Raw genomic sequence first — 26,417 nt, 5'->3', positions numbered from 1 at the left:
CTGCGCCCGCCTGCTGCCGGTCACGGCGTGCGGGGAGGCAGGGTGCGGGAGCGACCGCGGTAGGTGGCGACGATCTCGTCACCGCGGGTGACGGTGACGTCGTAGATGCCCGAGCGTCCCTGCTTGATGACCTCACGGCCGCGGGCGATGAGTTCGTCGCCGATGAAGGTGGGTTTGAGGAAGTCGATGTCTCCGCCCGAGGCGACCGTGATCGAGCCCGGGTAGTTGCAGGCCATGGCGAAGGTGGTGTCGGCGAAGAGGAAGACGTAGCCGCCGTGCGTGATGTCGTGGCCGTTGGTCATGATCTCGGTGATCGTCATCGAGCACTGCGCCCAGCCGGGTCCGTGGTCATCGACCTTGATGCCCAAGTGCTGTGAGGCGCGGTCATTGGCGAACATCGCGGCGGCGCCGGTGGGTGCGGGAGCGTGTGGGGCTGCCCCGGTGCTGGATGCCTCGGTGGATCCTGTGGGATCGGGCTGTGGAGCCGCCTCGGTGGGGGTGGAGGTGTTCGGGGTCTGTGACTCCGCGGTCGTCGTATCGTGGGTGGGCTGTCCCAAGGTCGGCTCCTCCTCGAGTCGCGGGTTCTGGCGCCGGTGCACGAGGAGTGCCTGCGCCGCTGCGTGTGGACGACGGTGAGAGTTCCCCGTGATCCCGGACGGTCAGCCCGTCGGAGAATAAACGACCATCTGGTCAATAAATATCGTTCCGATAGTCGCCGCTGTCAAGTCACACGATGATCCGGCCTGCGAATCGCGCACGCATCGTCAAGCGGAAGCGGGAATAGGTCGCTATCGGATAGTTTCCGAGAAATATAGGTCGCTATCGGACATTTTCCGGCGCTGAAAGTATCCGATGCTGACCTAAATTCGGCAGGCGCCGCTTGGGCCGGAGGAAGTTTGTCTGGTCGATCCGACAGGTGTTGCGACGACTCCTTGAACCCAAGGCGCCGAAACCGCTGTGGATCGACCGGCACATGCGCCGGGTGGGCGCCTGTTTGCGAAAGATAGGCGCATAGAAGCCGTTCGCGTGGGCGGCATTGCACCCGGGCCGGGGGTGTGCGACACTGGTGGCAACAATACAGAACAAATGGTCAGTAAATGGATGCCCTGGATCAGAGGTCTGACGATGGTCGGACCGATGGGGAGGTCGGCAGCCGCTGACCGAGGCAGGTCCTGACAAGGGCACATCCAAGGGCGGAGTGGTCATGACGACTCAAGTGAACGACAATCGCTACGACGAAGCGAAACTCGAAGCGCAGTTCGACGCGACGATCGAGGCCAAGGACCGGATCGAACCGCGGGACTGGATGCCCGAGGCCTACCGCAAGACGCTCATCCGCCAGGTCGCGCAGCACGCGCACTCGGAGATCATCGGCATGCAGCCCGAGGGCAATTGGATCTCCCGTGCCCCTTCGCTGCGGCGCAAGGCGATCCTGCTGGCCAAGGTCCAGGACGAAGCCGGTCACGGCCTCTACCTCTATTCGGCCGCAGAGACCCTCGGCGCCACGCGCAACGAACTCACAGAGAAGCTCATCGCCGGCCGCCAGAAGTACTCCTCGATCTTCAACTACCCGACCCTGTCCTACACCGACGTGGGCACGATCGGCTGGCTCGTCGACGGTGCGGCGATCTGCAACCAGGTGCCGCTGTGCCGGACGTCCTTCGGCCCCTACGGGCGCGCCATGATCCGCATCTGCAAGGAGGAGTCCTTCCACCAGCGTCAGGGTTACGAACTGCTCATGACGATGATGCGCGGCACCGACGAGCAGCGGGCCATGGTCCAGGAGTCGGTCGACCGCTTCTGGTGGCCTTCGCTGATGATGTTCGGCCCTCCCGATGACAACTCCCCGAACACCGAGCAGTCGATGGCCTGGGGTATCAAGACCCACACGAACGACGAACTGCGCCAGAAGTTCGTCGACATGTCCGTTCCGCAGGCCGAGGCGCTGGGCGTGACGTTCCCCGACGAGAACCTCAAGTGGAACGAAGAGCGCGGACACTATGATTTCTCGACACCGAACTGGGACGAGTTCTGGGCCGTCGTCAAGGGCGACGGGCCCTGCAACGAACAGCGTGTGTCCCACCGCAAGCGCGCCTGGGACGACGGTGCCTGGGTGCGCGAAGCCGCGCTCGCCTTCGCCGAGAACCAGAACGCCGAGGCGGCCGCCCCCACCGCGGGCAACGCCGCCACTGCGGCCGCCCCCACCGTGCCGTCGGCCGACGGCTCCACCACCACCGCCGAGGAGGCAGCGAAATGACCGAGACCAACCCCGGCTCCGCCTCGGCGAGTGCGACCCGCGGCGAATGGCCGCTGTACGAGGTCTTCGTGCGCGGCAAGCGCGGACTCAACCACGTCCACGTCGGGTCGCTGCACGCGACCGATGACCAGATGGCCATCCACCATGCCCGCGACGTCTACACCCGACGCAACGAGGGCGTGAGCATCTGGGTCGTCCGCTCCGCCGATGTCACGGCCTCGAGCCCGGACGAGAAGGACCCGATGTTCGCCCCCAGCGGCGACAAGGTCTACCGGCATCCGACCTTCTACGACATCCCCGACGATGTCCCCCACATGTGAGAAGGGGAGACGAATGACTGCGAACAACGAACCCACCGTTCACGTCGAACACGATGAAGCGGGAACCAACGTCGACCACGGCACCCACGACAACGCCTACTCGGGCCTGCTCGTCAACGATGCGAACTGGGCCTTCGGCACCGACTTCGAGGACCCGCTGGCCGGCGTCGACACGACCGTGCCCGACGGGGTCGACGCGAAGGACCTCGGCGCCTACTGCCTCATGCTCGGCGATGACGCGCTCGTGTTCTCCCAGCGGATCTCCGAATGGTGCTCGAACGCCCCCGACCTCGAAGAGGACATCGCGCTGGCGAACATCGCCCTCGACCTCCTCGGGCAGGCCCGACTCCTGCTCGCCCGCGCCGCGGCCGCCGATCCGGAGCTCGTGCCCGAACTGCCCGGGGGCTCACCCGTGCCCGATGAGGATCGGCTCGCGTACTTCCGCAACGACCTCGCCTTCCGCAACGTCCGCCTGGCCGAGGTCCCCAACGGCGACTTTGCCGAGGCGGTCGCGAAGATCCTCATCTACTCCACCTGGCGCCTGTCGATCTTCGAACGCCTGACGACCAGCCGCGACACCGTGCTCGCCGCGATCGCGGCGAAGGGCGTCAAGGAGATGTCCTACCACCGCGACTTCGCCGGACGCTGGGTCCTCACCCTGGCCCGCGGCACCGAGGAATCGAAGTCCCGCTTGATCAGCGCCCTGAACGGGCTGTGGCCGCTGTGGACCGAACTCTTCGAATCCCACCCGGTCGAGGCCGCCGTGGCCGAAGCCGGAATCGGCGTCGACCCCGCCGAGGTGGCCGACGAGGCCGGAGTCATCATCGACCAGGTCTTCGCCGCCGCCGGCATCGATCGTCCCGACCGCGGATCGCTGGCCGGGGTCGGCGTGCACGGTCGCAAGGGCCGCGACGGACTCCACACCGAAGCCCTGTCGAAGCTGCTCGCGGAGATGCAGGTCGTCGCCCGGGAGCATCCGGAGGGACAGTGGTGACCGCCATGCTGCGGACCCACCCGACCGGCACCGACGCCGAGGCGATCGAGCGTGCCCGTGCCGCCGCCGAACGCGTGACGGACCCGGAGATGCCGATGCTCACGCTGCTCGACCTCGGCGTGCTCCGTGATGTGAGCATCGAGGACGGCCGCGTCATCACGACGATCACCCCCACCTATTCGGGGTGCCCGGCGATGGCGACGATGCGCGATGACTTACAGCGCGAACTCCTCGACGCCGGCTTCCCCGACGCCGAGGTGCGCGTGTCCCTGTCCCCGGCGTGGACGAGCGACTGGATCACCGAACGCGGCAAGAAGGCACTCAGGGATGCCGGCATCTCCCCGCCCGGAGCCGCACCGCACCGGCAGGGGCCGGTGGCACTGACCCTCATGCCCACCCGCCGCGCCGTGAGCTGCGTGCTGTGCGGGTCGGAGAACGTGAGACTGTCCTCCGAATTCGGCCCGACCGCGTGCAAGGCCATGTACCAGTGCCTCGACTGCCTGGAACCGTTCGACCATGTGAAGGAGATCTGATGACCCAGACGATCGATCAGACCGCCGAGGCGGCCCCCACCGCCCAGCGCGCCGACGGCTCCTCCCGGTCGAGCTTCTACCCGCTGACCGTGAAGTCCGTCGACCACCTCACCGAGGATTCCGCGGCCGTGACCTTCGATGTGCCCGAGGAGTACGCCGAGCTCTTCGACTTCGCCGCCGGACAGTCGCTGACCCTGCGCCGGCTCATCGACGGGCAGGAGCACCGCCGCACCTACTCGATCTGCGCCCCGGCCGGATCCGACCCGCGCATCGGTGTGCGTGAGGTCCCCGAAGGGCTCTTCTCCCTCTGGCTCGTGCGTGAGGTCCGTGCCGGCGACGTCATCGAGGTCCAGCCGCCCTCGGGCAGCTTCCGGGCCGACCCGGACCAGGGCGGACGGCATCTGTGCATCGCGGCCGGATCCGGGATCACCCCGATGCTCTCGATCGCGTCGACCGTGCTGTCGAACCCCGAAGCCTCGGTGACCCTGCTCTACGGCAACCGGAAGACGAACACCGTGATGTTCGCCGAGGAGCTCGCCGACCTCAAGGACGCCCGCAACCAGCAGCTCGACCTCGTCCACGTCCTCTCCCGCGAACCCCGCGAAGTCGAACTCTTCTCCGGCCGCCTCGACGAGGAGAAGCTGCGGCAGCTGCTGAGCGCCATCGTCCCGATCGGCAGCATGGACCATGTGTGGCTGTGCGGTCCCTTCGGGATGCTCGAAGACGCCCGCAGGGTGCTCGCCGAGTTCGACGTGCCGAAGGAGAGGATCCACTTCGAACTCTTCTACGTCGACGAACCGCCGCCGGAGGTCGTCCACGCCGACAAGGTCGTCGAAGGCGCCACCAGCGAGGTCACGGTCGTCATCGACGGACGCCGCACCACCTCGGCGATGTCGCAGGGCAAGACCATCCTCGATTCCGCACAGGAATCGCGCTCCGATCTGCCGTTCGCCTGCAAGGGCGGGGTGTGCGGAACCTGCCGCGCGAAGATCTGCGGCGGCGAGGTCGACATGGTCCGCAACTACGCCCTCGAGGACGCCGAGGTCGAGGCGAACTTCGTCCTCACCTGCCAGACCTTCCCCGTCAGCGATGAGGTCGTCGTCGACTTCGACTCCTGAACGACCCTGAACGGTCGCGTCCCGCGCCCACCCCGGACTCGACCGTCACCCACCTGATCGTCACCCCTGTCAACGAGGAGACCCATGCCTGAGGCATTCATTCTGGACGGACTGCGCACCCCCATCGGCCGCTACGGAGGTGTCCTGGCCGATCAGCGCCCCGACGACCTCGTCGCCACGACGATGAGGACCGTCATCGACCGGACGGGAATCGACCCGGCCGACATCGACGAGGTCATCCTCGGCTCGGCGAATCAGGCCGGTGAGGACAACCGGAACATCGCCCGCATGGCCGTGCTCCTGGCCGGCCTGCCCGAGTCCGTGCCCGGCTTCACCGTCAATCGCCTGTGCGCTTCGGGAATGACCGCGATCACCACCGCTCGTGCGATGATCGCCGCCGGAGACGCCGAGGTGGTCGTGGCCGGAGGCGTCGAATCGATGACCCGCGCCCCGTGGGTGAGCGAGAAGCCCAGCCGGGCCTGGTCGAAGCCCGGCCGGACCTGGGACACCTCGATCGGATGGCGGTTCACGAACCCCGCCTTCGACGAGGACACGACCCTGTCGATGCCGCAGACGGCCGAACGCGTCGCCGAGAAGTGGAAGCTGACCCGCGAGGCCCTCGACGAATTCGCCTTTGACTCGCACCAGAAGGCGCTGGCCGCTGCCGCCGCAGGCAGCTTCGATCCGGAGATCCTGCCCATCGGCGAGGTCACCGCCGATGAGGGACCGCGTGCGGATACGACCGTGGACAAGCTCGGCAGGCTGCGGCCCATCCACGGCCCAGGCGGGCTCATCACCGCCGGCAACTCCTCCTCGCTCAACGACGGTGCCGCCGTGGTCGTGCTCGTCAGCGAGGACTATGCGAACAGGCACGGCCTCAACCCCCGCGCCCGCGTCGTCGCCGGTGCGAACGCCGGAGTGTCCCCGGAGATCATGGGCGTCGGTCCCGTACCGGCAACCCGGAAGGTGCTCGAACGCACCGGATGGAAGGTCGGCGAACTCGAAGCCGTCGAACTCAATGAAGCCTTCGCCTCGCAGTCGCTGGCGTGCATGGGAGATCTCGGACTCGACCCGGCCACCGTCAACGGCTTCGGCGGAGCGATCGCACTCGGCCACCCGCTCGGCTGCTCGGGCACCCGCATCACCGTGACCCTGCTCAACCGGCTCGAACAGGCCGGGGCGAAGAAGGGGCTGGCGACGATGTGCGTGGGCGTCGGCCAGGGTTCGGCCCTGCTGCTGGAGCGCGCATGAGTACGGGCGGCGACGCAGCGAACGGAGCGGGCGCCGGCACGAACGGATCGGCCTCCCCGCTGCTCGTCGAACGCCATCCCGACCGCACGATCATCCGGCTCAACCGGCCTCAGGTGCGCAATGCCATCGATCAGGCGATGGTCGACGCCCTCCACTCCGTGTGCGCCGAGCTCGAAGCCGAACCGAAGGTCGCGATCCTCACCGGCACCTCCGGGGTCTTCGCCGCCGGCGCCGATATCGCCCAGCTGCGCAACCGCCGCCGCGACGATGCCCTGGCCGGCATCAACTCGAAGATCTTCACCCGCATCCAACAGCTGCCGATGCCCGTGATCGCACTCGTCGAGGGATTCGCCCTCGGCGGCGGTGCCGAACTCGCCTTCGCCGCAGACTTCCGCATCGGGACACCGTCGACGAAGATCGGCAACCCGGAGACCGGACTCGGCATCCTCGCCGCCGCCGGAGCCGCCTGGCGTCTGCGCGAACTCGTCGGCGAACCCCGGGCCAAGGAGATCCTGCTCGCCGGTCGCACCCTCCAGGCCGATGAGGCCAAGGCGATCGGACTTCTCAACGACGTCGTCGACCCCGAGGATCTCGAACTCGCCGGCCAGGCGCTGGCCGATCGGATCGCAAGCTTCGCGCCCTTGGCAGTCCGGTTGAGCAAATCCGCCTTCCACGCTCCTCGTGAAGCCCACCCGCTCATTGATAATCTGGCCCAGGCCGTGCTGTTCGAATCGCAAGAGAAGTTCGCCCGCATGGATGCGTTCCTGTCCAAGCGCGAGGCGAAGAGGGCGAAGAAGGCCGCCGAACGGGCCGCCCAGGCCGAGACCGGTGCGCAGACACAGCAGGAAGGCGAGAGCGAATGAGCGAGTCCACCCCCGACACCCCGGCCGCAGATGCTGCGGCCGCCGGCACCCCTGCCGCGCGCGTGCCCGAAGCCGTCGGAGTCTACGGCGGCGGCCGGATGGGAGCGGGCATCGCCCACGCCTTCGCCACCGCCGGCGCCCGGGTCATCGTCATCGAGAACACCGAAGACACCGTCGCAGCCGCACGGGAACGCATCGAGGCCTCGGTCGAGAAGTCGAAGTCCAAGGGCATCGACGTCCCCGGCACCGTCGAAGTCGTCCGCGACCCGACCATGCTCGACCAAGCGCTCCTCGTCGTCGAAGCCGTACCCGAGGTCCTCGAACTCAAACAGGAGATCCTCGCGGCCATCGCGAAGCACGCACCAGCGGCAAGCATCGGCACGAACACCTCGGCGCTGTCCATCGACGAACTCGCCGCCGCCCTGCCGCGCCCCCAGGCGCTCATCGGCCTCCACTTCTTCAACCCGGTTCCCGTCTCCGAACTCGTCGAGGTCGTCGTCGGCACCCACACCGACCCCGGCCTCGTCGAAGTCGCCAAGGGATGGATCGCGGGACTGTCGAAGACGGCGATCACGGTCAAGGACTCACCCGGATTCGCGTCCTCCCGCCTCGGCGTGGCACTCGCCCTCGAAGCGATGCGGATGGTCGAAGAAGGCGTCGCCGAGCCTGCGGACATCGACCGTGCCATGACGCTGGGCTACCGGCATCCGGCCGGGCCGCTGAAGACCACGGACATCGTCGGACTCGATGTGCGCCTGGGCATCGCCGAACACCTCGCCGCCGAGGTCGGTGAGCGTTTCGCCCCTCCGCAGATCCTGAAGGACAAGGTCGCGGCCGGCGAACTCGGCCGGAAATCCGGGCAGGGCTTCTACGCCTGGTGACACCCCGCGCTCACGGGCGCACTCCGGAGTCCCGCCACGGGCGCCGGCACCACTGTTAGGACACGCAAAGGAGCATCCATGACCGAGATCCAGCTGAAGAACCGCGGCCGCATCGCCGAGATCATCCTCGACGGGCCCGCCTCCCGCAACGCTCTCGATGCGGACAACCTCCGCGACCTTGCGGCAGCCGTGGCCAAGGTCGCCGAGGCGGTGCCCAGTGTGCGCGTGCTCCTCATCCGCGGGGAGGGCAAGGTCTTCTGCTCCGGTCGCGATATCAGCGGCGTCGACGCCGAGACCGATGACGCACACGCGTTCCTCGCCGAGTCCTTCGCCCCCGTCTTCCAGGCGATCAGGGCGCTGCCGATCCCCGTCATCGCCCAGGTCCAAGGGGCCGCTCTCGGGCTGGGCTTCGGTGTCGCGGCGGCCGCGGACATCATCTTCGCCGCCGATGACGCGAAGTTCGGGTCCCCGTTCGCCGCGATCGGTGCGATGCTCGATTCCGGTGCCCATCACGTGTTCCTCGATCGGGTCGGCTACCACCGGACCATGGACCTCATCGTCACCGGTGACTTCATGACCGGCGCCGAGGCGGCCGTCGCCGGGATCGTCTCCCGCGCGGTCCCAGCCGCGGACCTGAGCGAATTCGTCGAAGCGAAGCTCGAGAAGATCGTGTCCGGTCCGGCTGAGGCCTTCGCCATGGAGAAGGGGTTCGTGCAGAAGATCGCCGACGAACGTCCGAGCCTGTCCGATGTCCTCGCCGAGGAGGCCGTCCTCCAGGAGTCGGCCCGGCAGACCCCCGACTACGTCGAGGGGTTCCGGGCCTTCCAGGAACGTCGGGCTCCGAACTTCGAATGAGGTCTCAGCTGTGCCTGCCGTCGTGGAGCGTCGGCCGGTAATTCACTTCGGCGATGCCGTCGTCCAGCGTCACCGTCTCGAGCAGCTCGAGGTCGAGATCGGGTGCGCCCGCGAACATCGGCACGGCCCCGGTGCGGCCGCTGATCACGGGGAACATCGTCACCTGGATGCGGTCGATGAGACCGGCGGCCAGGAGTGCGCGGTTGAGCATGGGACTGCCATGGGAGCGTAGGGGGATCGTCGATTCCCGCTTCAACCGGGCGACCACCTCGGCGGGGGCGCCGGTCTCGACCGTCGCATCGGGCCAGTCGACGCCCGGGCTCAGGCTGGTGGAGATGACGGTCGTGGGCAGGTGCTTCATCCGGGTGTTGATCGGGTCCTCCGCCTCGGATGCAGGGGTGAGGTGGGCGAGGAACTTCTCGAACATGCGGAAGGTGCGTGCCCCGATGACCAGCCGCTGCTCCTGACCGTACTGGGCGGCACGGCGGGCGAGGAACTCCGGTCCCTGCTTGCCCCAGTAGCCGCCCCAATCGCCCTCCGGTGTGAAAGAGCCGAAGCCGTCGACGGTGGTGAAGAGATCCCAGGTGTAGGTGGCGGTCATCGCGTCGTCCTCTCTGCGCGGCGTCGCGTAGCCCACGTCGGGAGGGAGGATGCCTCACCGGATGGCCGGGGAGGGGCGATGCTGCACCGTCTCAGCGTGCGCCGATCACCGGGGCGAAGTCAATGATCGCTGCTCTGCTCAGGCGAATCGTCGTGGCGAGCGGACTTCCACCGACGCATCGTGATGATCGTCAGGATGATGACAAGCACCCAGGAGACGCCGACGGCGACGGCGTTGATGAGATTCGGCTCGCCGATGAAGGCGCCGACCGCCACGAGTGAGAGCTGGCCGGGCAGGGAGGAGACGACGGTGGCGGTGAGGAACGTGCGGTTGTCGATTCCCAGCGCCCCGCTGCCGTAGTTGACCGGCCAATAGGGGAAGCCGGGCATGAGCCGCAGTGCGCACACGGCGTAGAACCCACCGCCGGTGAGGCGGGACTCGACGGCCTCGGCGTGGGAGCCGAGCAGCCGCATGACCGTCTCCCGGCCCAGTGCCCTGGCGATCCAGTATCCGATCCAGCAGCCGGCGACGACCCCGATCATCGACAGCAGGGTGCCGAAGGGCAGACCGAAGATCAGGCCGCCGGCGGTGGCCATGATCGTCACGGGGATCGGGGTGGCGGCGACGGCCATGTAGATGAGGATGAAGACACCGAAGCCCCAGAAGCCGGCGGCGAGGATGTCTTCCTGGAGTACGTCGATGGAGGGCAGGCGGACATTGAAGACCGCCCACACTCCGGCCAGCAGCGCGAGGCCGAGGGCGATGTTGCGCAGGATCGTCGGCCAGTCGAGGCGGGAGCGGGTGTTCCGCGTGCGCTGGGCAGCGGTATCGCGGGCACGAGCGGCTTGGCCGGGGCGGTGCGGTCGCTCCGGGGGTGGGCTGTCTTCGTGTCCGGGCATGGACCGATCTTACGTCCCGGCCGGGGTGGGACGGCAATCGTGGGCACACGGGCCGGGCCTCTGCCTGCGGTCGAACTGCAGGCAGAGGCCGAAGCGTGGCCGGCTTGGTGTCAGGACGCGGGACCTTCGGTCAGGGTCACCTCGGTGGTATGGCTCTGACCGGTGGTGTCCGTCCAGGTCAGGGACACTCTGTCGCCGGGTTTGTGCTCGGCGATCGCACTCGAGGCCGCGGTGCCGTCGCTGATCTGCGTCGAATCGATCGCGGTGATCGTGTCACCGGCGGTCAGTCCGGCCTTCGCGGCGGGGGTGTCCTCATAGACCCCGGCGACGACGGCGCCTGCGACCGCATCGGTTCCGGTCTGCCCGGACTGCGTGCCCTGCCCGGTCTGCCCGGACTGCATGCCCTGCCCGGGCTGGCCGGACTGTGCTGGCTGTCCGGATCGGTCCTGCTGGTCCGACCGTTCGGTTCGGCCGACGCCGATACCGAGGAAGGCCGGGTAGCCGAGCGTGTTCGTGCTCGTCTGCTGACCGGCGATGATCGACTCGGCGGTCGTCAGTGCGGAATCGATCGGGATGGCGTAGCCGGTGACCACCGGGGTGCCGGAGGAGGCTGCGGTGTTCATGCCCACGACCTCGCCTTCATCGTCGAGCAGGGCTCCGCCCGAATCGCCGGAGACGATATCGGCTTGGACTTGGATCATGCCGTCCAGCGTCTCCGAATCCTCGGTGCCCTGAGCGGTCGTGGTGACCGAAGCGCCGAGGTCGGTGACCGTTCCATCGGCTGCCTGGAGCTGCCCGCCGCCCTCGGAGTTGCCGACGGCGGTGATGTCGTCGCCGACTTGGACGGTCTCGTCGTCGACAGCGGCCGGTGTGAGGTCGGTGGCGTCCTTGAGTCTGAGCACGGCGACGTCATGAGCCGAGTCGGAACCGACGACGCTGGCTTCGTAGGTTTTGCCCGTCGTGGCCACGGTGACCGCGATCTTGGTCGAGTCCGCGATGACGTGATTGTTCGTGAGGATGAGACCGTCCTTGCTCAGCACGATGCCGGTGCCGGCCGCTTCGGCGTTCTCGTAGCCGAGCTGGGTGTCGATGAGGACGACACCGGAGGACTCTTCCGCGCTCGCCGGTGCGGCGTCCTGCTGCGTCGAACCGTCGCTGCCCTGGCCGGGGTCGGTGGGCTGACCGGTGAAGGGGATGACTGATTGGGTGGTCCCGGCCGCGACCGTGCGGGCGTGTCCCGTGGCGGAGGCCGACAGGCCCGCGGCAGACCCGATGCTCAGCGCCAGAGCCGCGGCCGCTCCTGTCACTGCCAGGGCGAATCGATGCCTGTGCGGGCGGGAGCGGGTGACGGCTGTCGCCGCCGTCTCGGTGCCGGATGTGTTCTCACCCGTGTGCCCAGCGCCGGTCCGTGCCTGTGCTGACCCCGTGCGCTTCGACTCGTTCATGGCTCTGCCTTTCTGTGCTGAGTGGGAGTGTCCGATGACTCCTATTCAGTACCCGGAGGCTGTGGCCAGGCTGTGGCGCAGCTGGAGCGAAGCTTCGACTTTGCCAGTCGAGTGCTGAGAGGGGTGAGACCAGCTCAGGCGGCGATGACGATGATGCCGAGGGCCGTGCCGATGTAGAAGAGGCTGACGGAGAGGATGAAGACACGTTCTGCGATGCCGAAGGCCTTCGCGCGAAGGGGCCTGATGATGAGCGCGACGACGCTGATGACCAGCGACACGAGCGCGATCCAGGAGACCGCGTGCAGGGTCTGCGCCAAGGGTGCTGGCCCCTCGGCGGTGAAGAGCCTGACGAAGTTGCCCATGCAGGCGTAGCTGATGGCGAACCAGGCGATGGCCATCAGGTAGTGCAGGCGGCCGGTCGTGCTCAGCTTCTCACCTTCCAGGTCGGTGGGGACGAAGGGCAGGAAGGCGAAGATGAGCGCGAGGACGGCAAGGGCGATGCTCACGAGCGTCGAATCGGGCCATTCCGGTATGCCGATGGCGACGGCCGCGGCCAGCAGGCCCCAGAACGGCACCGTCACCCAGGTCATCGCGCTGCTCAGGCGCCTCGTGCTGCCGACGGCATAGTCGCTGACGGCATGGCTGATGATCGAATACTCGCTCCGTACGAGGTGGAGGGCGAGGAAGAGAACGAGACGGGCCAGTCCGCAGGCGGTCGCGAGTGCAGCGAGGATGAGGGTCATGAGCGGTCCATGGGGTTGTCGGAGCGGATGCTGCGGACCTCGTCGTGGAGTGCGCGGATCGTGGAGGCCAGTGAGCTCGGATCGATGCCGATCGCTCGGGCATTTTCGTCGAGGGAGTGTCCGAGCAGGCGTGCGCAGTGCGCGTGCTTGTCCTCGCCCGCCGAGGTGAGTCGCAGTTCCCGTCGATTGCCGGACCCCGGCAGAACCGTTATCGGTTCAGCCGGGGCCCGAAGGTGGGCCTGCGAGGAAGACGGTGTGCGCGCGGCTGCCCAGGGCTGCCTCGGCGAGGGGTCAGCCGGTGAAGATCGCCACTGCCTTGATCGCGGTCAGGGACAGGCCCCAGACGAGGCCGCCGGCCACGACGACGGTCAGGGCCGTGCCGACGGTCTTGTAGGCGCCGCCGACGGGTGACTGCGGCGAACCGGATTCGGGGACGTGGGCGATGGGGGTGGAGTCAGTCATGATCGTTGCTCTTCCTCAGTTCTCTTCGAGGGCGGCGGCCTGCCTGGCGGCGACGTCCTCTTCGCGTTCGAAGTGCTTTTCGCTGACCGGGCGGATCAGCGCGTTGGCGATGAAGCCGATGATCAGGGCGCCGACCATGATGAACATGCCCGGGGTGTAGAGCTCGGGGCCGGACTTGCCGGCCGCCTCGCCGGCCTCGACGACGGAGTTGACGATGAGCGGACCGGCCACCCCGGCGGCCGACCAGGCGGTGAGCAGCGCACCGTGGATGGCCCCGACCTGGTACACGCCGAAGAGGTCCTTGAGGTAGGCGGGCACCGTGGAGAAGCCGCCGCCGTAGAAGGAGATGATGATGAGCGTGGCGAGCACGAAGAGGATGATCGATCCGCCGCCGAAGAACGCGACGAGCAGGTAGAGCACCGCTCCACCGCCGAGGTAGAGCATGTAGTTGTTCTTCCGACCCAGGTAGTCCGAGGTCGTCGACCAGATGAAGCGACCGCCCATATTGCCGATCGAGAGCAGACCGACGAAGCCCGCGGCCGCGGCGGCGGTGATGCCGAAGTAGGCCTGGATCATCGGGGCGGCGTTCTCGAGGATGCCGATGCCCGCGGTGACGTTGAGGAAGAGGGCGACCCACAGCAGCCAGAACTGCGGAGTGCGGATGGCGTTGCGGACAGCGACATTGCCCTCGGTCTGCATCGGCTTCGCCGCGACCGTCGAGGGGTCGAAGCCCTTCGGCGTCCACTCCGGGTGGGGGACGCGGATGACGAATGCGCCGGCGGCGATGACGACGGCGTAGACGATGCCGAGGGTGATGAACGTCGGGGTGAGGCCGGCGACGAGATTCTCGGGTTCGACACCGCCGCCGTAGAAGGCCATGAGCTGGTTCGACATCGGGCTGGCGATGAGCGCACCGCCGCCGAAGCCCATGATCGCCAGACCCGTGGCCAGGCCCGGACGGTCCGGGAACCACTTCATCAGGGTCGACACCGGCGAGATGTAGCCGATGCCCAGTCCGATGCCGCCGATGACGCCGTAGCCGAGGTAGACCAGCCACAGCTGTCCGGACACGATGCCCAGCGAGGCGATGAAGAAGCCGACGACCCAGCAGGTTCCGGCCGCGACCATCGATGCGCGCGGACCCTTCTTCTCCACCCAGGGACCGAAGACGGCCGAGGAGATGCCGAGCATGAGGATCGAGATCGAGAAGATCCAGCCGATCGAGACCTCACCGGCGTCGAAGTGCGTCATGAAGGGGATCTTGAACACGCTGAATGCGTAGACCTGCCCGATGCACAGGTGGATGGCCAGGGCCGCCGGCGGGATCAGCCACCGGTTGAAGTGCTTCGGCGCAACGATCGCCGAACGCGTGAGAATGGAAGCCACGGGAAGTCCTTCTGTTGGTGGAACTCGTCTCGCCGTCGACAACGGAGAGCGGACGAACGCGGGGTCTGTGAAGAATCAACCGACCCGATATTCCACTAAAGGGTAGAGCTCACACAAGCAGATTGCGAGGAATGCTCAGCGTTTTCTCCGGAAAACGCCGAAGTTTCCCGTCAGATGGGACTTCCGTGCCGGGGTGGTCTCAGAGGTGGAGCGTGACGTCGGCCTGCTTGCGCAGCTTCTTCGCGAACTTCTGCGTCGCCTCGTCGGTCTTCTGGCTCTTCACCTGTTCCTTGAGCTGAGGCCGCATCTCGTCCAGCGAGGGCATCTCCTGCTGCTGCCCGCCTTGCTGCGCCATCTGCTCCTGCTGGGCCTTGGCCTGTTCATAGGCCTGCCCGATCTCTTCGCCGCTGACCTCGAACTCGCCGTACTCGTCCTCGACGAGGCCCTCGATCTTCAGCTGATTCTTCAGTTCCGAGCGGACCTTCTTCTCGTCCATGCCCTGGTCCTTCATGGCTTTGAGGAAGTCCTTCTCGCTCATCTGCCCGGACTTGGCGGACTCCTTGAGCCCCTTGTCGATGTCCTTGTCCGTCACCGAGATCTTGCGCTTGTCGGCTTCCTGGACGAGCACCTCGGTGCTCACGAGGTTCTCGGCGGTCTGCTTCTTCAGATCCTTCTCATCGACGGGCTGTCCCGACTGCTGCGCCTGCATCTGCATCTGCTGGTACTGGGTCTCGAAGAGAGGGACGAAGTCGTCCTTCATGATCTTCTCGCCGTTGACCTCGGCGACCACCTTGGGGATGTCCTTCGTGTTGGGCTTGCCCTGCTGGCCCTGCTCGCCGGAATCGGCGCCGGGGGACTGCTCGGCGGCAGCCGAGGACTCCTGCGGTTTCGCGTCGTCGCCCTGACTTCCGCACGCGGCCAGCGCCACCACGGAGACGGACATGGCCAGGCCCAGCAACCACCGGTTGGTTCGCACAATCACTCCTGCTCTCGGATACAGCCTGCCAGGCTAGCAGGGGCGACTCCCCGAAGAATGTGTGGAGTATGTGTGTCGCTTGGCAAGGGTGTTTGCATCGGGGTCTCGGGAGGCACATCAACCCAGCCGGCGGGTCCGCGATGAGGACTGCCCCGCGTCCGCCTCGGCGGGTACACTTCGGCTACCGGTCGGATGCGACCGGAGATCGACCATGAAGGGGGCCGAAATGGAGTCGACGTTCCGTGGGGTGTTCCTCACCTGCGCCGACGCCGAGGCGACCGCCGCCTTCTACCGTGACATCGCCGGTCAGCCGCTGACGACGGCCGGCAGTGATGAGTACACCTACTTCCTCGTTGAGACCGAGGGAGTCCAGATCGCCTTCCACTCCGCCGAAGCATTCGCCGACTATGCGTTCCCGCCGGTGGCCGAGTCGAACCTCACGCACCTGTATTTCCGGATCCCCGATCAGGCGGGGTTCCTCGAGCGGATCCGCCATGCGGGTGTGCCGATCGTCGCGGTCGACGATGTCGTCGTCACCGTCGAGGACCCCGACGGCCGAAAGGTCATGTTCGGCACCGCGTGAGGCACAGTTCTGCTCGAGACACAGGCAGAGAGCCGAGACCACGGTGCACACAGGTGTTTCGGCGCTCCACCGTTGTCTCGAAGGCAGATGCATGGTTCCAGGTGCTTCAGCGGTCCGCAGCGAGGATCGCTGAGAGTCCGGCTCTGAGATCGGCGACGAACTCATCGGGCATTTCGAGCGAGGGAAAGTGTCCGCAGCGATCCGCGGCTCTCCAGCGCACAATGGAGCGGTACCGGTGCTCTGAGAGGGCACGCGGATACTTTTCGATGTCGTACGGGTACATAGTGATCGCGGTGGGAACGTCGACGCGCAGGTCGGGGTCGAGAGAGTTGTGGCTTTCGAAGTAGATCCGCGCCGACGAGGCGCCTGTGCGCATCAGCCAATACAGGGAGACGTTGTCGAGCAGGCGGTCGCGGGAGATCGTCTCGAACGGGGAGTCTACGGTGTCCGTCCACTCGGCGAACTTGTCGAGGATCCACGCGAGTTGGCCGACGGGTGAATCGACGAGGGCGTAGCCGATGGTCTGCGGTCGCGTCGCCTGCTGGTGGGCATAGGCGGCCCGATGCGTCCAGAAGTCTTCGGCGTCGAGGGCCCAGGCACGCTCGTCTGCCGTCAGGCCCTCCAGTGAGGCTCCCGGGATTCCGGGCGCATAGGTGGTGTGGATTCCGATCAGGTGGTCGGGGAAGCGCCCACCGAGGATGGTTGTGATCACCCCACCCCAGTCGCCGCCGAAAGCCGCGAACCGGTCGTAGCCGAGCCTGCTCATGAGTGTCACCCACGCCTCGGCGATTCGATCCGTGGACCAGCCGGTGACACTCGGTCTGTCGCTGAACCCGAAACCGGGCAGCGAGGGCACGACGCAGTGGAACGCCGGTGCATCGGGATCTGTCGGCTCGGCCAGTTCGTCGACGACGTCGATGTATTCGGCGATGCTGCCTGGCCATCCGTGAGTGAGGATCAGCGGGGTCGCGTTCGATCGGGACGAGCGACGGTGGAGGAAGTGGATGCCCAGGCCGTCGATGGTGGTGCGGAATTGGCCCATGTCGTTCAGGCGGTCTTCGAAGTCCCGCCACGAGTAGACCGTTCGCCAGTAGTCGACGAGCTCCATGAGGTCGTTCAGCGGTATGCCTTGGTCCCACCGTCGCGGGTCGGGGCTTGGTCGAGCGACGGTCTCGGGTTCGGGCAGGCGGGCCGATTGCAGTCGGGCACGGAGATCGTCGAGGTCGGCTTCGGGAATGCGTGAGTCGAATCCCTGGATGGCTTCACTACTTAGGGCGGCGTCGGCTGCTTGGGCAATGTCGGCTGGTTGGACTTCGGTGGCTGGACGGGCGTCGTCGGAGTTGGGCATCACGGGTTTCCTCCTGGAGTCGGTGGCGGTTGCACGGAGAGCGCGAATGTGTTCGGTCAGCCGGCGGTGTGGATGCGAACCCCGTGTTCGTCGGGGCAGACACGGGGTGCGAGTTCCCATTCAGGTGTGTAGTCACCGGTGAATTGCGGTCGGTAGGGGATGACGGGTTCGGTGAAGAGTCCGTCGAGGCGTCCGACGAGGCGGTCGCGGACTGCGTCGAAGTCGTCGATCCGGTCGGCGCTGGGGGCGGCGAAGGGCTCGAGTACGCTCATGCCGGTGTAGGCGAAGGTGCCGTGGAGGAGGCCGAAGAGGAGTTCCCGGAGTTCACCGGACTTGCCTCGGGGCCCGATGGCCAGAGGACGATCGCCGAGGGTGGTGACGACGAGAGCCCGCTTGCCTGCGAACGGTCCCTGTTCGAAGCGAAGGCGGCGACCCGTGGGCGAGTCGGTGCCGAAGGCGAAGCCGCTGACAAAGACACGGTCGAACCAGCCTTTGAGGATCGCGGGCATCCCGTACCACCACAGGGGGAACTGAACCACAACAGCGTCGGCGCGCTGAAGCTTCTCCTGTTCGCAGGTGATCTCGTGCGGTTGGGTGCCGTCGACCTGGGCGGTGCGGGTGTCGGCGCTGACGCGGAAGCGGGCGGGGGCGCGGACGGAATCGGTGTCGGTCGCCTCAGCGCTCGGTTGATCGGTGCTCGCGAGATGAGCACCGTCGCTCCGATTCAGGACCGGATCCCAGCCCATGGCGTAGAGATCGGATGTCAGGACGGCATGGCCTGCCTCCCGCAGATGGGTGATTCCCGCGCTGCGCAGGCTTCCGTTGAGTGACCAGGGTTCGGGATGCGCGCTGAGCCAGAGGACTGTCCGAGGGGTGTTGTCTCCTTGCATGGTTCCATGGTTGCCGCTTAGCATAAGACTGTCTAGTACGGACATTTATGTCCCTGTGGAGGTGTGTATGCGGTTGCCTGTGCGTCGTGCGATGGAGGTCTGTCCTGTCGAGGTCGCGGTTTCGGCGGTCGGCGGCACGTGGAAGCTCACCATTGTCAAGCATCTCCTTGACGGGACGCGTCGATTCAATGAACTCGGTCGGTTGGTGCCGTTGGCGAATACGAAGACCCTCACTAGGCAGCTGCGGGAGCTCGAGGAGGACGCTGTGGTGTTGCGCACCGCCTACCCGGAAGTGCCGCCGAGGGTCGAGTACTCACTGACGGACCTGGGGCGCAGCCTTGAGCCGATCGTGATGGCAATGAATGAGTGGGGGAAGGACTTCGCGGCGAACCAAGCGGACTGAGCCTCCGAGAGAACTGAACCGGCAGGGCGAGCTGCTGGGCGGTGCAGGCAGCAGGGTCGATCGATCAATTCAGGTCAGGACGTTCTCGATACTCGGATACCGTGTTTGTCGAATCGTCGTCGTGTGTGAGCTGACGCTCCCATGAGCACTACTCGGGCGGCCGCTCGGGCAGTGGGTAGGTCGGTCAGCGAATCGGTGACAAATTCCACACGTTCGAGAGGAATGCCCAGACTGCGCAAGGCGTCCGCTTTTCGTGCTCCGACCCTGTGATCGGCAACTTTGGGTCCGGCTGTGGTGACTTCGAGTCGCGACGCGGAAAGCTCGTCGAAGGGGATTTCCGCGGTTGCAAGCAATGCCGAAGCGAGTCGATGCTCTGTCGCAGTGGCGATGACGATCCGTGAACCGTATGCGTGTTGGCGGCGAACGCGTTCGACGGCGTCACTGCGCATCCATCTCGAATCCGCACCGAACTTTTGGCCCAAGCGTTCGGCAAGCGTGCTGTAGTCGTCGTCGGACATGCCGGACAATGCGATCTCGGCAATGCGTCGTGAAGCCTGTGCCTTCCGCCCAGACAAGAAAGTCAGGCATGCCGGCAGCGCCCGGAGGAAACGCGATGGGGAGCGGACGAGTCGACCTATGACGAGAGCGGTGAACGTGTCCTTGCGAGTGATGACGCCGTCGAGGTCATAGACGACAAGCTCGGTTCTCTCCATGAACAGAAACGCTAGCAGGCTCACAAGATTGGCCGGGGACGAGAGTGGGACGAATACAGACGAGTTCCTGGAGGATGCTCGTCACTCGCTCGGTTCGTAGGCCGAATACACGATGCCGCTGGGGAAGGCTTTCGAATCGATGAGCCGCAGTCGGGGCGGTCTGGCCGAGTGTGCTCCGTCGTGGAAATAGCCGCGACCGCGGCCCTGCCAGACCGGGTAGGTGAACATCCGATACTCATCGATCAGCCCCTCGGCGATGAGCTCGTGGGCGAGGGTGATGCTGCCGGTGACGATGACGTCGCGGCCCGGTTCCTCGCGCAGGTCGGCGACCGCCCGCATGGGATCGGAGCTGATGATCTGCGTGTTCTGCCACCCCGGTTCGGCCAACGTCGATGACACGACGCGTTTGTCGACCTGATTCAGATGCTCCGCGATCCCGGTGGTGTCGTCGGTCTGGTCGGGCCAGTAGCCGCGGAAGTCCTCGAAGGTCCGCCGCCCGAGCAGCAGCACATCCTCATTCGCGGACTGCCGCATGAGTTCGGCGGAGAGTTCCTCGTCCTGGGCCTGCGGGTCGAACCAGTCGTCGAGCATCTCGACGCGACCGTCGAGGGTGATGTTCTGAGTGATGATGATGCGCACGGTCGGTCTCCTCGTTGAGTGACGTGGGGGGCCCACACTACTCACCGGCGGAGACCGGCGAAAGGGGCCGCGTCGACGTCTGGGAACTCGGTTCGAAGGCGCGATGCCGTTGGGGGACGGGAGTCGTCAGGTGAGGGATTCGGCGTGCTCGGACGTCTCGACCACCTCGGCGCGGGGGTGGTTGCGGCGGATGAACAGGACGACCAGCGCCCCGGCCAGGGCGGCACCGGCGCCGATGATGAAGCAGGTGCGGAAGGTCGTTTCGGCGGGAATGGCGACCGAACCCATCGGGATCGTCCGACTGGTGAGGACGATGGCCATGACGGCACCGGCGACGGTCGTGCCCATCGAGCGCATGAGCGAGTTCACGCCGACTCCGGCGCCGGCTTCCGAGGCGGGGGAGTTCTCGAGGATGAGCGTGGGCATGGCCGCATAGCCGATGCCGACTCCGGCCGAGGCGATGCACGTGGCGACCATGAGCTGCCAGGGTTCGCCGTCGAAGAAGACGGCGAAGACGTAACCCGCAGAGATGACGAAGGCACCCAGGGCCAAGGTCGCACGACCGCCGAGGGTGGTGAGCAGACGGCTCGAGATCGGAGTGAACGCAAGCATCATCAGTCCGCCCGGAGCCATCCACAGTCCGGCCTGCAGGATCGTCTGCCCGAGTCCGTAGCCGACCTCGGTCGGCATCTGCAGCAGCTGCGGGACGACGATCGACTGCGCCATCATACCGAAGCCGATGAGCAGCGCGGCGATATTCGTCAGCAGGATCGGGCGTTTGACGGTGGTGCGCAGATCGACGAGCGGATGGGGGTGGCGGACCTCGTAGAAGCCCCAGCCGATGAGGACGATGAGGCCGCCGAGGATCGTGACCAGGGTCGACGGTGCGGTCCATCCCCAGTCGTTGCCCTTTGAGACGCCGGTGAGGATGCCGACGATGCCCAGGGCGAGGCCGATCGCGCCGAGGGCGTCGAATCCGGCACGGTCGACGGGTGCGACATGGGGCAGGGCCAGGGCCGAGAAGACGGTCATGAGGACGGCGAGGGCGGCGGAGAGCCAGAAGAGCATGTGCCAGTCGAAGTCCTGTGCGATCCATGCCGCGAGCGGCAGTCCGAGTGCGCCGCCGACGCCGAGGGTGGCGCTGATTCCGGCGACGGCGGAATTGCGCATGTGCGGTGGGGTGATCTCGCGGACGAAGCTGATGGCGACGGGGATGTAGCCCATGGCCACACCCTGGAGGACGCGGCCGATGAGGACGGGGCCGATGCTCGAGAACAGGGCGCAGATGAGGGAACCGACAATGAGGATCATCGCCGAGGCGATGAGGATCGGCTTGCGGCCGTAGATGTCGGCCAAGCGGCCGGAGACCGGCATCGACACGCCTCCCGCCAGGAGGGTGGCGGTGACGACCCAGGAGGCGTTCGCCGCCGAGGTGTTCAGCAGGTGCGGCAGCTCCGGTTGGATCGGAATGACCAGGGACTGCATGAGCGAGGCGCACAGGCTCGAGAACCCAAGCACCATGATGGCCAGGATCGGAGCCGCGGCCACCCTCGGCTCGGTCTTCGGTGTGGTTTCGGCATGGGGGTGCCTGGGCGTCTGAGGATGTGCCTGAGTCTGGTCGTCCAACCGGTGCTCACTTTCCGAGAAACAGTAATGTGTAATCTACACATTTAGCTTGTATGTAGACTACATACTTATGAGCGATGAAACAATCCCGCAGATTCGAACGAGGCGGAGGAGCGGCAGCGACGAGGCCCTCGTCGAATTCTCCGACCTGCCCCCGGCGCGGAGGATGGGAGTGCTCGTCACGAGGCTCGAACGAATTCGTCGAATGCAGACGAACCAGATGGATCTCGGTACAGCCGACTTGCGGATCCTCTGGTTGTTCGCCGATGGGCGGTCCCGCACGCTCAAGGAGATCTCCGAGGACCTCAGCCTCGAGCAGTCCACCGTGAACCGTCAGATCAACGCCGCCATCAACGAGGGTCTCCTGCAGCGTTCGCGGGAGGCCGGAAGCGCGGCGCGGCGGATCTCTCCGACCGTGCAGGGCGTCACCGCCTTCGAGCGTGATGTCGAGAAGTCACGTGCCGCGCTGCAGGTGGGACTCGACGCGCTCGGTGACGACGCCGAGGACTTCCTGGGCAGCTTCACCCGGCTTCTGGACGCCTACGAAGATGCCGTGCGCACGAACGGCGATACGGTGTGAGAGCTGGGATCGATCCGCCCGGCCTGGGCCCGTTGCTGAGGAGAGTTCATGACCGCCCCCGACTTCCGCGCAGAAGCGCACAGCCACCTCGGCGATCTCATTTCCCTGCGACGGAAACTGCACGCGAACCCCGAACTGGGATTCGACCTTCCCTTCACACAGCGCACGGTGCTCGACGAGCTCGCCGGGCTGGGGCTCGAGGTCACCACGGGTGAATCACTCACCTCGGTGGTGGCCGTCCTCAAGGGTGGGAAGCCCGGACCCGCGGTGCTGCTACGCGGGGATATGGATGCGCTGCCGGTCGTCGAAGACACCGGCCTGGACTTCGCGTCGACGAACGGGAACATGCACGCCTGTGGGCACGACCTGCATACGGCCGGTCTCGTCGGCGCCGCCCGCCTGCTCGCCGCGCACCGAGCGGAGCTCCCCGGGTCGATCATCTTCATGTTCCAGCCCGCCGAGGAGGTCGAGGGCGGGGCCGAGCCGATGATCGCCGAGGGCGTGCTCGAGGCCGCCGGTGTCCCCGTCGTCGCGGCCTACGGCATCCACGTCGAAGCCGGTCTCCGCGGTCGCTTCGCGACGAAGGGCGGGCCGCTCATGGCCGGGTTCGCCGATCTCAACCTGACCATCCACGGCGCCGGCGGACACAGCAGCCAACCGCAGTCGACTCGCGACCCCGTGCCGGCGCTCGCCGAGGTGGTGCTGGCCCTGAATACGATGACCGGCCGGTCCTTCGACATCTTCGATCCCGTCGTCGTCTCGGTCACCCAGCTCGCAGCCGCGCATGCCAGCAACGTCATCCCGGAATCGGCGAAGCTCACCGCCTCCATCCGCTTCCTTTCGGCCGAGTCTTTGGCGCTGCTGCAGGAGCGGGTGACGGAGATCGCCGAGAACATCGCCAGGGCGCATCGCTGCGCCGCCGAGGTGGACTTCCAGGTGGGATTCCCTGTGACCGTGAACGACCCCGCTGAGTCGGCGGTCGTGCTCGAGCGGCTGGTCTCGGCATTCGGGTCCGAGCGGGTCGTCGAGATGGAGCATCCGCGGATGGGGTCGGAGGACTTCTCCTTTGTACTCGAGAGAGTGCCGGGGACGTTCGTCTTCCTCGGCGCGACGCCCGAGGGCATCGACCCGGACGCGGAGACGAACCACTCGCCCAGAGCGGTCTTCGATGACGGACTGCTCGGCGATCAGGCCGCGGCGCTCGCCCACCTGGCATTTGCGCGGCTGGCGGACGAAGCGGAGCGGGGCTGAAGGCCAGCTGCTGATGTCGGACGTTACTGGTGCCGACTGCTGGGTGCCAGTTGCCAGCCACCAAAACACGTGGGCGCAGAATGATAGGTCGTAACCGGATACTTTCAGCGCCTCCTGAGTATCCGGTTACGACCTATGTTTCGGCTCGCACTATCCGAATGTGACCATTTCTCACCACTTCACCCGACTTTCGGCCTTGAGAAGCTCGGGTTCAGCGTGAGATCTGAGAGTCTCAGGTGGTGATGAGCCCGTGCGGGTCGAGGACGAACTTCTTCGCCACGCCCGAATCGAAGTCCGCGTACCCCTGCGGTGCGTCCTCGAGGCGGATCGGGGTCGCGTTGACGTTCTTCGCGATCGAGACCTTGTCATGCAGGATCGCCTGCATGAGGCCCCGGTTGTACTTCATCACCGGGCATTGGCCGGTCACGAAGACGTGCGACTTCGCGAAGCCGAGGCCGAAGCGCATCGACAGCGATCCTTCCTTGGCCGCTTCGTCGGGGGCTCCCGGGTCGCCGGTGACATAGAGTCCCGGAATGCCGAGGCTGCCGCCGGCCCGAGTGATGTCCATGAGCGAGTTGAGCACCGTGGCGGGAGCCTCGTGGCTGGCGTCCTTGCCGTGTCCGCGGGCTTCGAAGCCGACCGCGTCGATGCCGCAGTCGACCTCGGGCTCGCCGAGGATCTGGGCGATCTGGTCCTTCGGGTCGCCCTGGGAGACATCGACCGTTTCGCAGCCGAATCCGCGTGCCTGAGCCAGCCGGTCCTCATTGAGGTCGCCGACGATGACGCAGGCCGCGCCCAGCAGATGCGCCGAGGTGGCTGCGGCGATTCCGACCGGGCCGGCACCGGCGACGTAGACCGTCGAGCCCACGCCCACCCCGGCGCTGACGGCACCGTGGAAGCCGGTGGGGAAGATGTCGGAGAGCATCGTGAGATCGAGGATCTTCTCCATCGCCTGATCCTTGTCCGGGAACTTCAGGACGTTCCAGTCCGCGTAGGGCACGAGCACGTACTCGGCCTGACCGCCGACCCAGCCGCCCATGTCGACGTAGCCGTAGGCCGAGCCCGGGCGATCGGGGTTGACGTTGAGGCAGATGCCGGTCTTGCCCTCCTTGCAGTTGCGGCAGCGGCCGCAGGCGATGTTGAACGGCACGGAGACGAGGTCGCCGACGTGGACGAACTCGACATCGCGGCCGACTTCGACGACCTCTCCGGTGATCTCGTGGCCGAGCACGAGACCCTCCGGGGCAGTCGTGCGGCCCCGGACCATGTGCTGGTCGGAGCCGCAGATGTTCGTGGCCACGGTCTTGAGGATGACGCCGTGATCGACCGTGCGGCCGACGTTGGCGGGATTGACTCCCGGGCCGTCCTTGAGGACGAAGTCCGGGTACTCGGTGTCGACGACTTCGACCTTCCCGGGACCGGCGTAGCTGATTGCCTTGTTGCTCATCGTTGAGCCTCCATGTGTGCGAATGCGTGGGAGTTGTCGGACATGTGAGTGAGTCGGACGACGCCACTGACATATCAGTCTGACATTAGACGTAGATGCAGTCTCGCCGTCGTGGGAGAGCCGTGTCAAGACCCTCGGCGGAAGTTCATGCAGGCGCAGTGCGCGCGCTCGGCAACCCTCCCGTGAGCCGGCCCGGAGTCCTCCGCGAACTGGCCCGGAATCCTCCGGGAACCGCTCAGGAGTCCTCGCGCAGGCGAGTCGAGAGGATGTGCTGCGACATGGTGCGCAGGTGCTGCATCGATTCCCGGATGAGCGGAGATCTGCGGCTGCCGGCCCGCACCGCGGCGATGATCTTCCGGCTCAGTCGGCCGGTTCCCGCGAGCCGGACACGGCGGACGTTCGCCTCTCCGGCGAGGCTGGCCATCCGCGGCAGCAGGCTGACTCCGACGCCCGCACCGACGAGTGCCGCCGAGGTCTCCCACTCGACGGATTCGTGGGCCACCGTCGGCGTCACCCCGGCCGCGGTGAAGGCGGCGACGAAGAGCGAGTAGTAGGGAGATCCCGGACTCGCGGTGATCCACTCCTCGCCGGCGAGTTCGCCGAGGGTCACCGATTCGCGATCGGCGACCGGATGGTCGGCGGGGACCATGACATCGAGCGGATCATCGAGCAGGTCGATGCTCTCGAACCGAGCATCGTCCTCGACCTGCACATTGCCCTGCATGGAGACGATGACGGCGAGGTCGATGCGCTCGGCGATGAGGAGTTCGAAGCAGCGCGTCGGACTCGCCTCGATGACGTGGACGCTGACCGTGGGGCGGGTCGTGCGCAGCTTGGCGGCCAGTGGCGCCAGGAGGTTCGACGAGGCGGTCGAGAATCCTCCGATGCCGAAATGCGTCGGCGCCTGGTCGCCGGACCCGAAGGCCCCGGCGCGGATGTCTTCCCAGGCGGCAGTCAGAGCGTCGGATCGTCGCACGAGATAGCGCCCCGTCGAGGTCAGGCGCAGGCCGCGCCCGTCCTTGACGAGCAGCGTCATGCCCAGGGACTGCTGCAGCTCTCTGAGCTGACCGGAGACGGCCGACGGAGAGTACCCGGTGAGTTCGGCCGTGGCGGCGACGGTGCCGCAGGCGGCGAAGGTGCGCAGCGTCGCCAGACGAGGATCGATCATGAGTAATATTATGCAGTTATTCCGCACGATACTGAACAAAATCTCGCGCTTTTTCTGCAGTATCTTGGTCGCTAGTGTGACAGTCGAGCAGGTCCCGGCAAGCACGGTCCCCGCGGTCGTCGATGAGGAGTTCGCCAATCCGTTGTCGGGCCGGCGCAGGCAGGTATCTCGCATCCAGCAGACAT

Annotated in this window: 28 protein-coding genes; 13 read left to right on the top strand and 15 right to left on the bottom strand. The window is 66.5% G+C overall.

The features are described 5' to 3' along the window. Positions 1-20: 20 nt before the first annotated feature. Positions 21-557, bottom strand: a complete 537-nt coding sequence (paaI, locus tag ACSE4D_RS07615; RefSeq protein ID WP_436326999.1) for a hydroxyphenylacetyl-CoA thioesterase PaaI — start codon at positions 555-557, stop codon at positions 21-23. A 647-nt stretch (positions 558-1,204) separates the two neighbouring features. Between paaI and paaA the strand changes: the two genes are divergently transcribed. The 9 genes from paaA to ACSE4D_RS07570 all read left to right on the top strand — a co-directional run bounded on the left by paaA (position 1,205) and on the right by ACSE4D_RS07570 (position 9,072). Continuing rightward, positions 1,205-2,257, top strand: a complete 1,053-nt coding sequence (paaA, locus tag ACSE4D_RS07610) for a 1,2-phenylacetyl-CoA epoxidase subunit PaaA (protein WP_167854327.1) — start codon at positions 1,205-1,207, stop codon at positions 2,255-2,257. Beyond that, on the top strand, positions 2,254-2,577 hold the full coding sequence (gene paaB, locus ACSE4D_RS07605; protein ID WP_135537569.1) for a 1,2-phenylacetyl-CoA epoxidase subunit PaaB: 324 nt from the start codon (positions 2,254-2,256) through the stop codon (positions 2,575-2,577). The genes paaA and paaB overlap by 4 nt, the downstream gene beginning before the upstream one ends. Before the next feature lie 13 nt (positions 2,578-2,590). Next, positions 2,591-3,571 carry a 1,2-phenylacetyl-CoA epoxidase subunit PaaC gene (gene paaC / locus ACSE4D_RS07600; protein ID WP_135537568.1) on the top strand — a complete coding sequence of 327 codons (981 nt, stop codon included), beginning with the start codon at positions 2,591-2,593 and terminating at the stop codon, positions 3,569-3,571. A gap of 5 nt (positions 3,572-3,576) precedes the next feature. Next, the gene (gene paaD, locus ACSE4D_RS07595) at positions 3,577-4,104 is read left to right on the top strand and encodes a 1,2-phenylacetyl-CoA epoxidase subunit PaaD (protein WP_135537850.1); all 528 of its coding nucleotides are present in this window, start codon (positions 3,577-3,579) and stop codon (positions 4,102-4,104) included. Continuing rightward, a complete protein-coding gene (paaE, locus tag ACSE4D_RS07590; RefSeq protein WP_135537567.1) occupies positions 4,104-5,222 on the top strand; it encodes a 1,2-phenylacetyl-CoA epoxidase subunit PaaE in 1,119 nt (372 codons plus the stop codon). The genes paaD and paaE overlap by 1 nt, the downstream gene beginning before the upstream one ends. An 84-nt stretch (positions 5,223-5,306) precedes the next feature. Further along, entirely contained in the window at positions 5,307-6,473 is a 1,167-nt protein-coding gene (locus ACSE4D_RS07585) for a thiolase family protein (RefSeq protein WP_135537566.1), read from the top strand. Then, on the top strand, positions 6,470-7,336 hold the full coding sequence (locus ACSE4D_RS07580) for an enoyl-CoA hydratase/isomerase family protein (protein WP_135537565.1): 867 nt from the start codon (positions 6,470-6,472) through the stop codon (positions 7,334-7,336). The genes ACSE4D_RS07585 and ACSE4D_RS07580 overlap by 4 nt, the downstream gene beginning before the upstream one ends. Next, entirely contained in the window at positions 7,333-8,217 is an 885-nt protein-coding gene (locus tag ACSE4D_RS07575; protein WP_135537564.1) for a 3-hydroxyacyl-CoA dehydrogenase family protein, read from the top strand. The genes ACSE4D_RS07580 and ACSE4D_RS07575 overlap by 4 nt, the downstream gene beginning before the upstream one ends. A 78-nt stretch (positions 8,218-8,295) precedes the next feature. After that, complete coding sequence (locus ACSE4D_RS07570) at positions 8,296-9,072, top strand: enoyl-CoA hydratase/isomerase family protein (protein WP_436326998.1); 777 nt, start codon at positions 8,296-8,298, stop codon at positions 9,070-9,072. A 4-nt stretch (positions 9,073-9,076) separates the two neighbouring features. On the opposite strand, the gene ACSE4D_RS07565 is transcribed toward ACSE4D_RS07570, so the two are convergent. The 7 genes from ACSE4D_RS07565 to ACSE4D_RS07535 all read right to left on the bottom strand — a co-directional run bounded on the left by ACSE4D_RS07565 (position 9,077) and on the right by ACSE4D_RS07535 (position 15,584). Then, complete coding sequence (locus tag ACSE4D_RS07565) at positions 9,077-9,673, bottom strand: dihydrofolate reductase family protein (protein ID WP_436326997.1); 597 nt, start codon at positions 9,671-9,673, stop codon at positions 9,077-9,079. Between the two features lie 119 nt (positions 9,674-9,792). Beyond that, entirely contained in the window at positions 9,793-10,572 is a 780-nt protein-coding gene (locus ACSE4D_RS07560) for a TVP38/TMEM64 family protein (protein ID WP_135537561.1), read from the bottom strand. A 110-nt stretch (positions 10,573-10,682) separates the two neighbouring features. Beyond that, entirely contained in the window at positions 10,683-12,017 is a 1,335-nt protein-coding gene (locus ACSE4D_RS07555; RefSeq protein ID WP_135537560.1) for a S1C family serine protease, read from the bottom strand. Positions 12,018-12,151: 134 nt separating this feature from the next. After that, positions 12,152-12,760 carry a DUF998 domain-containing protein gene (locus ACSE4D_RS07550; RefSeq protein ID WP_135537559.1) on the bottom strand — a complete coding sequence of 203 codons (609 nt, stop codon included), beginning with the start codon at positions 12,758-12,760 and terminating at the stop codon, positions 12,152-12,154. 291 nt (positions 12,761-13,051) lie between these two features. Beyond that, positions 13,052-13,222 carry a hypothetical protein gene (locus tag ACSE4D_RS07545; protein ID WP_426936844.1) on the bottom strand — a complete coding sequence of 57 codons (171 nt, stop codon included), beginning with the start codon at positions 13,220-13,222 and terminating at the stop codon, positions 13,052-13,054. Positions 13,223-13,237: 15 nt separating this feature from the next. Next, positions 13,238-14,608 (bottom strand): L-lactate MFS transporter, encoded by a 1,371-nt coding sequence (locus ACSE4D_RS07540; RefSeq protein ID WP_135537557.1) that lies wholly within the window; start codon positions 14,606-14,608, stop codon positions 13,238-13,240. A 199-nt stretch (positions 14,609-14,807) separates the two neighbouring features. Then, on the bottom strand, positions 14,808-15,584 hold the full coding sequence (locus ACSE4D_RS07535) for a SurA N-terminal domain-containing protein (RefSeq protein WP_240689554.1): 777 nt from the start codon (positions 15,582-15,584) through the stop codon (positions 14,808-14,810). Between the two features lie 226 nt (positions 15,585-15,810). Between ACSE4D_RS07535 and ACSE4D_RS07530 the strand changes: the two genes are divergently transcribed. Beyond that, complete coding sequence (locus ACSE4D_RS07530; RefSeq protein WP_135537556.1) at positions 15,811-16,167, top strand: VOC family protein; 357 nt, start codon at positions 15,811-15,813, stop codon at positions 16,165-16,167. 106 nt (positions 16,168-16,273) lie between these two features. Here ACSE4D_RS07530 and ACSE4D_RS07525 read toward each other — a convergent pair whose 3' ends face one another. Both ACSE4D_RS07525 and ACSE4D_RS07520 read right to left on the bottom strand, forming a co-directional pair. Beyond that, positions 16,274-17,515, bottom strand: coding sequence for an epoxide hydrolase family protein (locus ACSE4D_RS07525; RefSeq protein ID WP_426936843.1), 1,242 nt, complete (start codon positions 17,513-17,515; stop codon positions 16,274-16,276). Between the two features lie 56 nt (positions 17,516-17,571). Then, positions 17,572-18,405 carry an NAD(P)H-dependent oxidoreductase gene (locus tag ACSE4D_RS07520; protein ID WP_135537554.1) on the bottom strand — a complete coding sequence of 278 codons (834 nt, stop codon included), beginning with the start codon at positions 18,403-18,405 and terminating at the stop codon, positions 17,572-17,574. 67 nt (positions 18,406-18,472) lie between these two features. Here ACSE4D_RS07520 and ACSE4D_RS07515 point away from each other — a divergent pair, with 67 nt between their 5' ends. After that, entirely contained in the window at positions 18,473-18,808 is a 336-nt protein-coding gene (locus ACSE4D_RS07515; protein WP_205683282.1) for a winged helix-turn-helix transcriptional regulator, read from the top strand. 74 nt (positions 18,809-18,882) lie between these two features. Here the strand turns inward: ACSE4D_RS07515 and ACSE4D_RS07510 are convergent, their stop codons facing one another. The 3 genes from ACSE4D_RS07510 to ACSE4D_RS07500 form a co-directional block, all read right to left on the bottom strand. Continuing rightward, positions 18,883-19,521, bottom strand: a complete 639-nt coding sequence (locus ACSE4D_RS07510; protein WP_135537553.1) for a haloacid dehalogenase-like hydrolase — start codon at positions 19,519-19,521, stop codon at positions 18,883-18,885. A gap of 81 nt (positions 19,522-19,602) precedes the next feature. Next, positions 19,603-20,160, bottom strand: a complete 558-nt coding sequence (locus ACSE4D_RS07505; protein WP_135537552.1) for a dihydrofolate reductase family protein — start codon at positions 20,158-20,160, stop codon at positions 19,603-19,605. Between the two features lie 126 nt (positions 20,161-20,286). After that, complete coding sequence (locus ACSE4D_RS07500) at positions 20,287-21,681, bottom strand: MFS transporter (RefSeq protein WP_436326996.1); 1,395 nt, start codon at positions 21,679-21,681, stop codon at positions 20,287-20,289. A 175-nt stretch (positions 21,682-21,856) separates the two neighbouring features. On the opposite strand from ACSE4D_RS07500, the gene ACSE4D_RS07495 reads away from it, so the two are divergent. Further along, positions 21,857-22,366: a MarR family winged helix-turn-helix transcriptional regulator gene (locus ACSE4D_RS07495; RefSeq protein ID WP_205683280.1), complete on the top strand. Its 510-nt coding sequence runs from the start codon at positions 21,857-21,859 to the stop codon at positions 22,364-22,366. Positions 22,367-22,414: 48 nt separating this feature from the next. Beyond that, entirely contained in the window at positions 22,415-23,617 is a 1,203-nt protein-coding gene (locus tag ACSE4D_RS07490; protein ID WP_135537551.1) for a M20 metallopeptidase family protein, read from the top strand. 232 nt (positions 23,618-23,849) lie between these two features. Here ACSE4D_RS07490 and fdhA read toward each other — a convergent pair whose 3' ends face one another. Both fdhA and ACSE4D_RS07480 read right to left on the bottom strand, forming a co-directional pair. Next, complete coding sequence (gene fdhA, locus ACSE4D_RS07485; protein ID WP_135537550.1) at positions 23,850-25,064, bottom strand: formaldehyde dehydrogenase, glutathione-independent; 1,215 nt, start codon at positions 25,062-25,064, stop codon at positions 23,850-23,852. Positions 25,065-25,299: 235 nt separating this feature from the next. Further along, positions 25,300-26,232 carry a LysR family transcriptional regulator gene (locus ACSE4D_RS07480; RefSeq protein ID WP_436326995.1) on the bottom strand — a complete coding sequence of 311 codons (933 nt, stop codon included), beginning with the start codon at positions 26,230-26,232 and terminating at the stop codon, positions 25,300-25,302. Between the last annotated feature and the right edge of the window lie 185 nt (positions 26,233-26,417).

The sequence above is a fragment of the Brevibacterium sp. FAM 27836 genome, from assembly GCF_051351055.1.
In the GTDB taxonomy this organism is placed as follows: domain Bacteria; phylum Actinomycetota; class Actinomycetes; order Actinomycetales; family Brevibacteriaceae; genus Brevibacterium.
The sequence above is the reverse complement of the archived record's forward strand: the minus strand, read 5'-3'. Positions and strand labels throughout refer to the sequence as shown.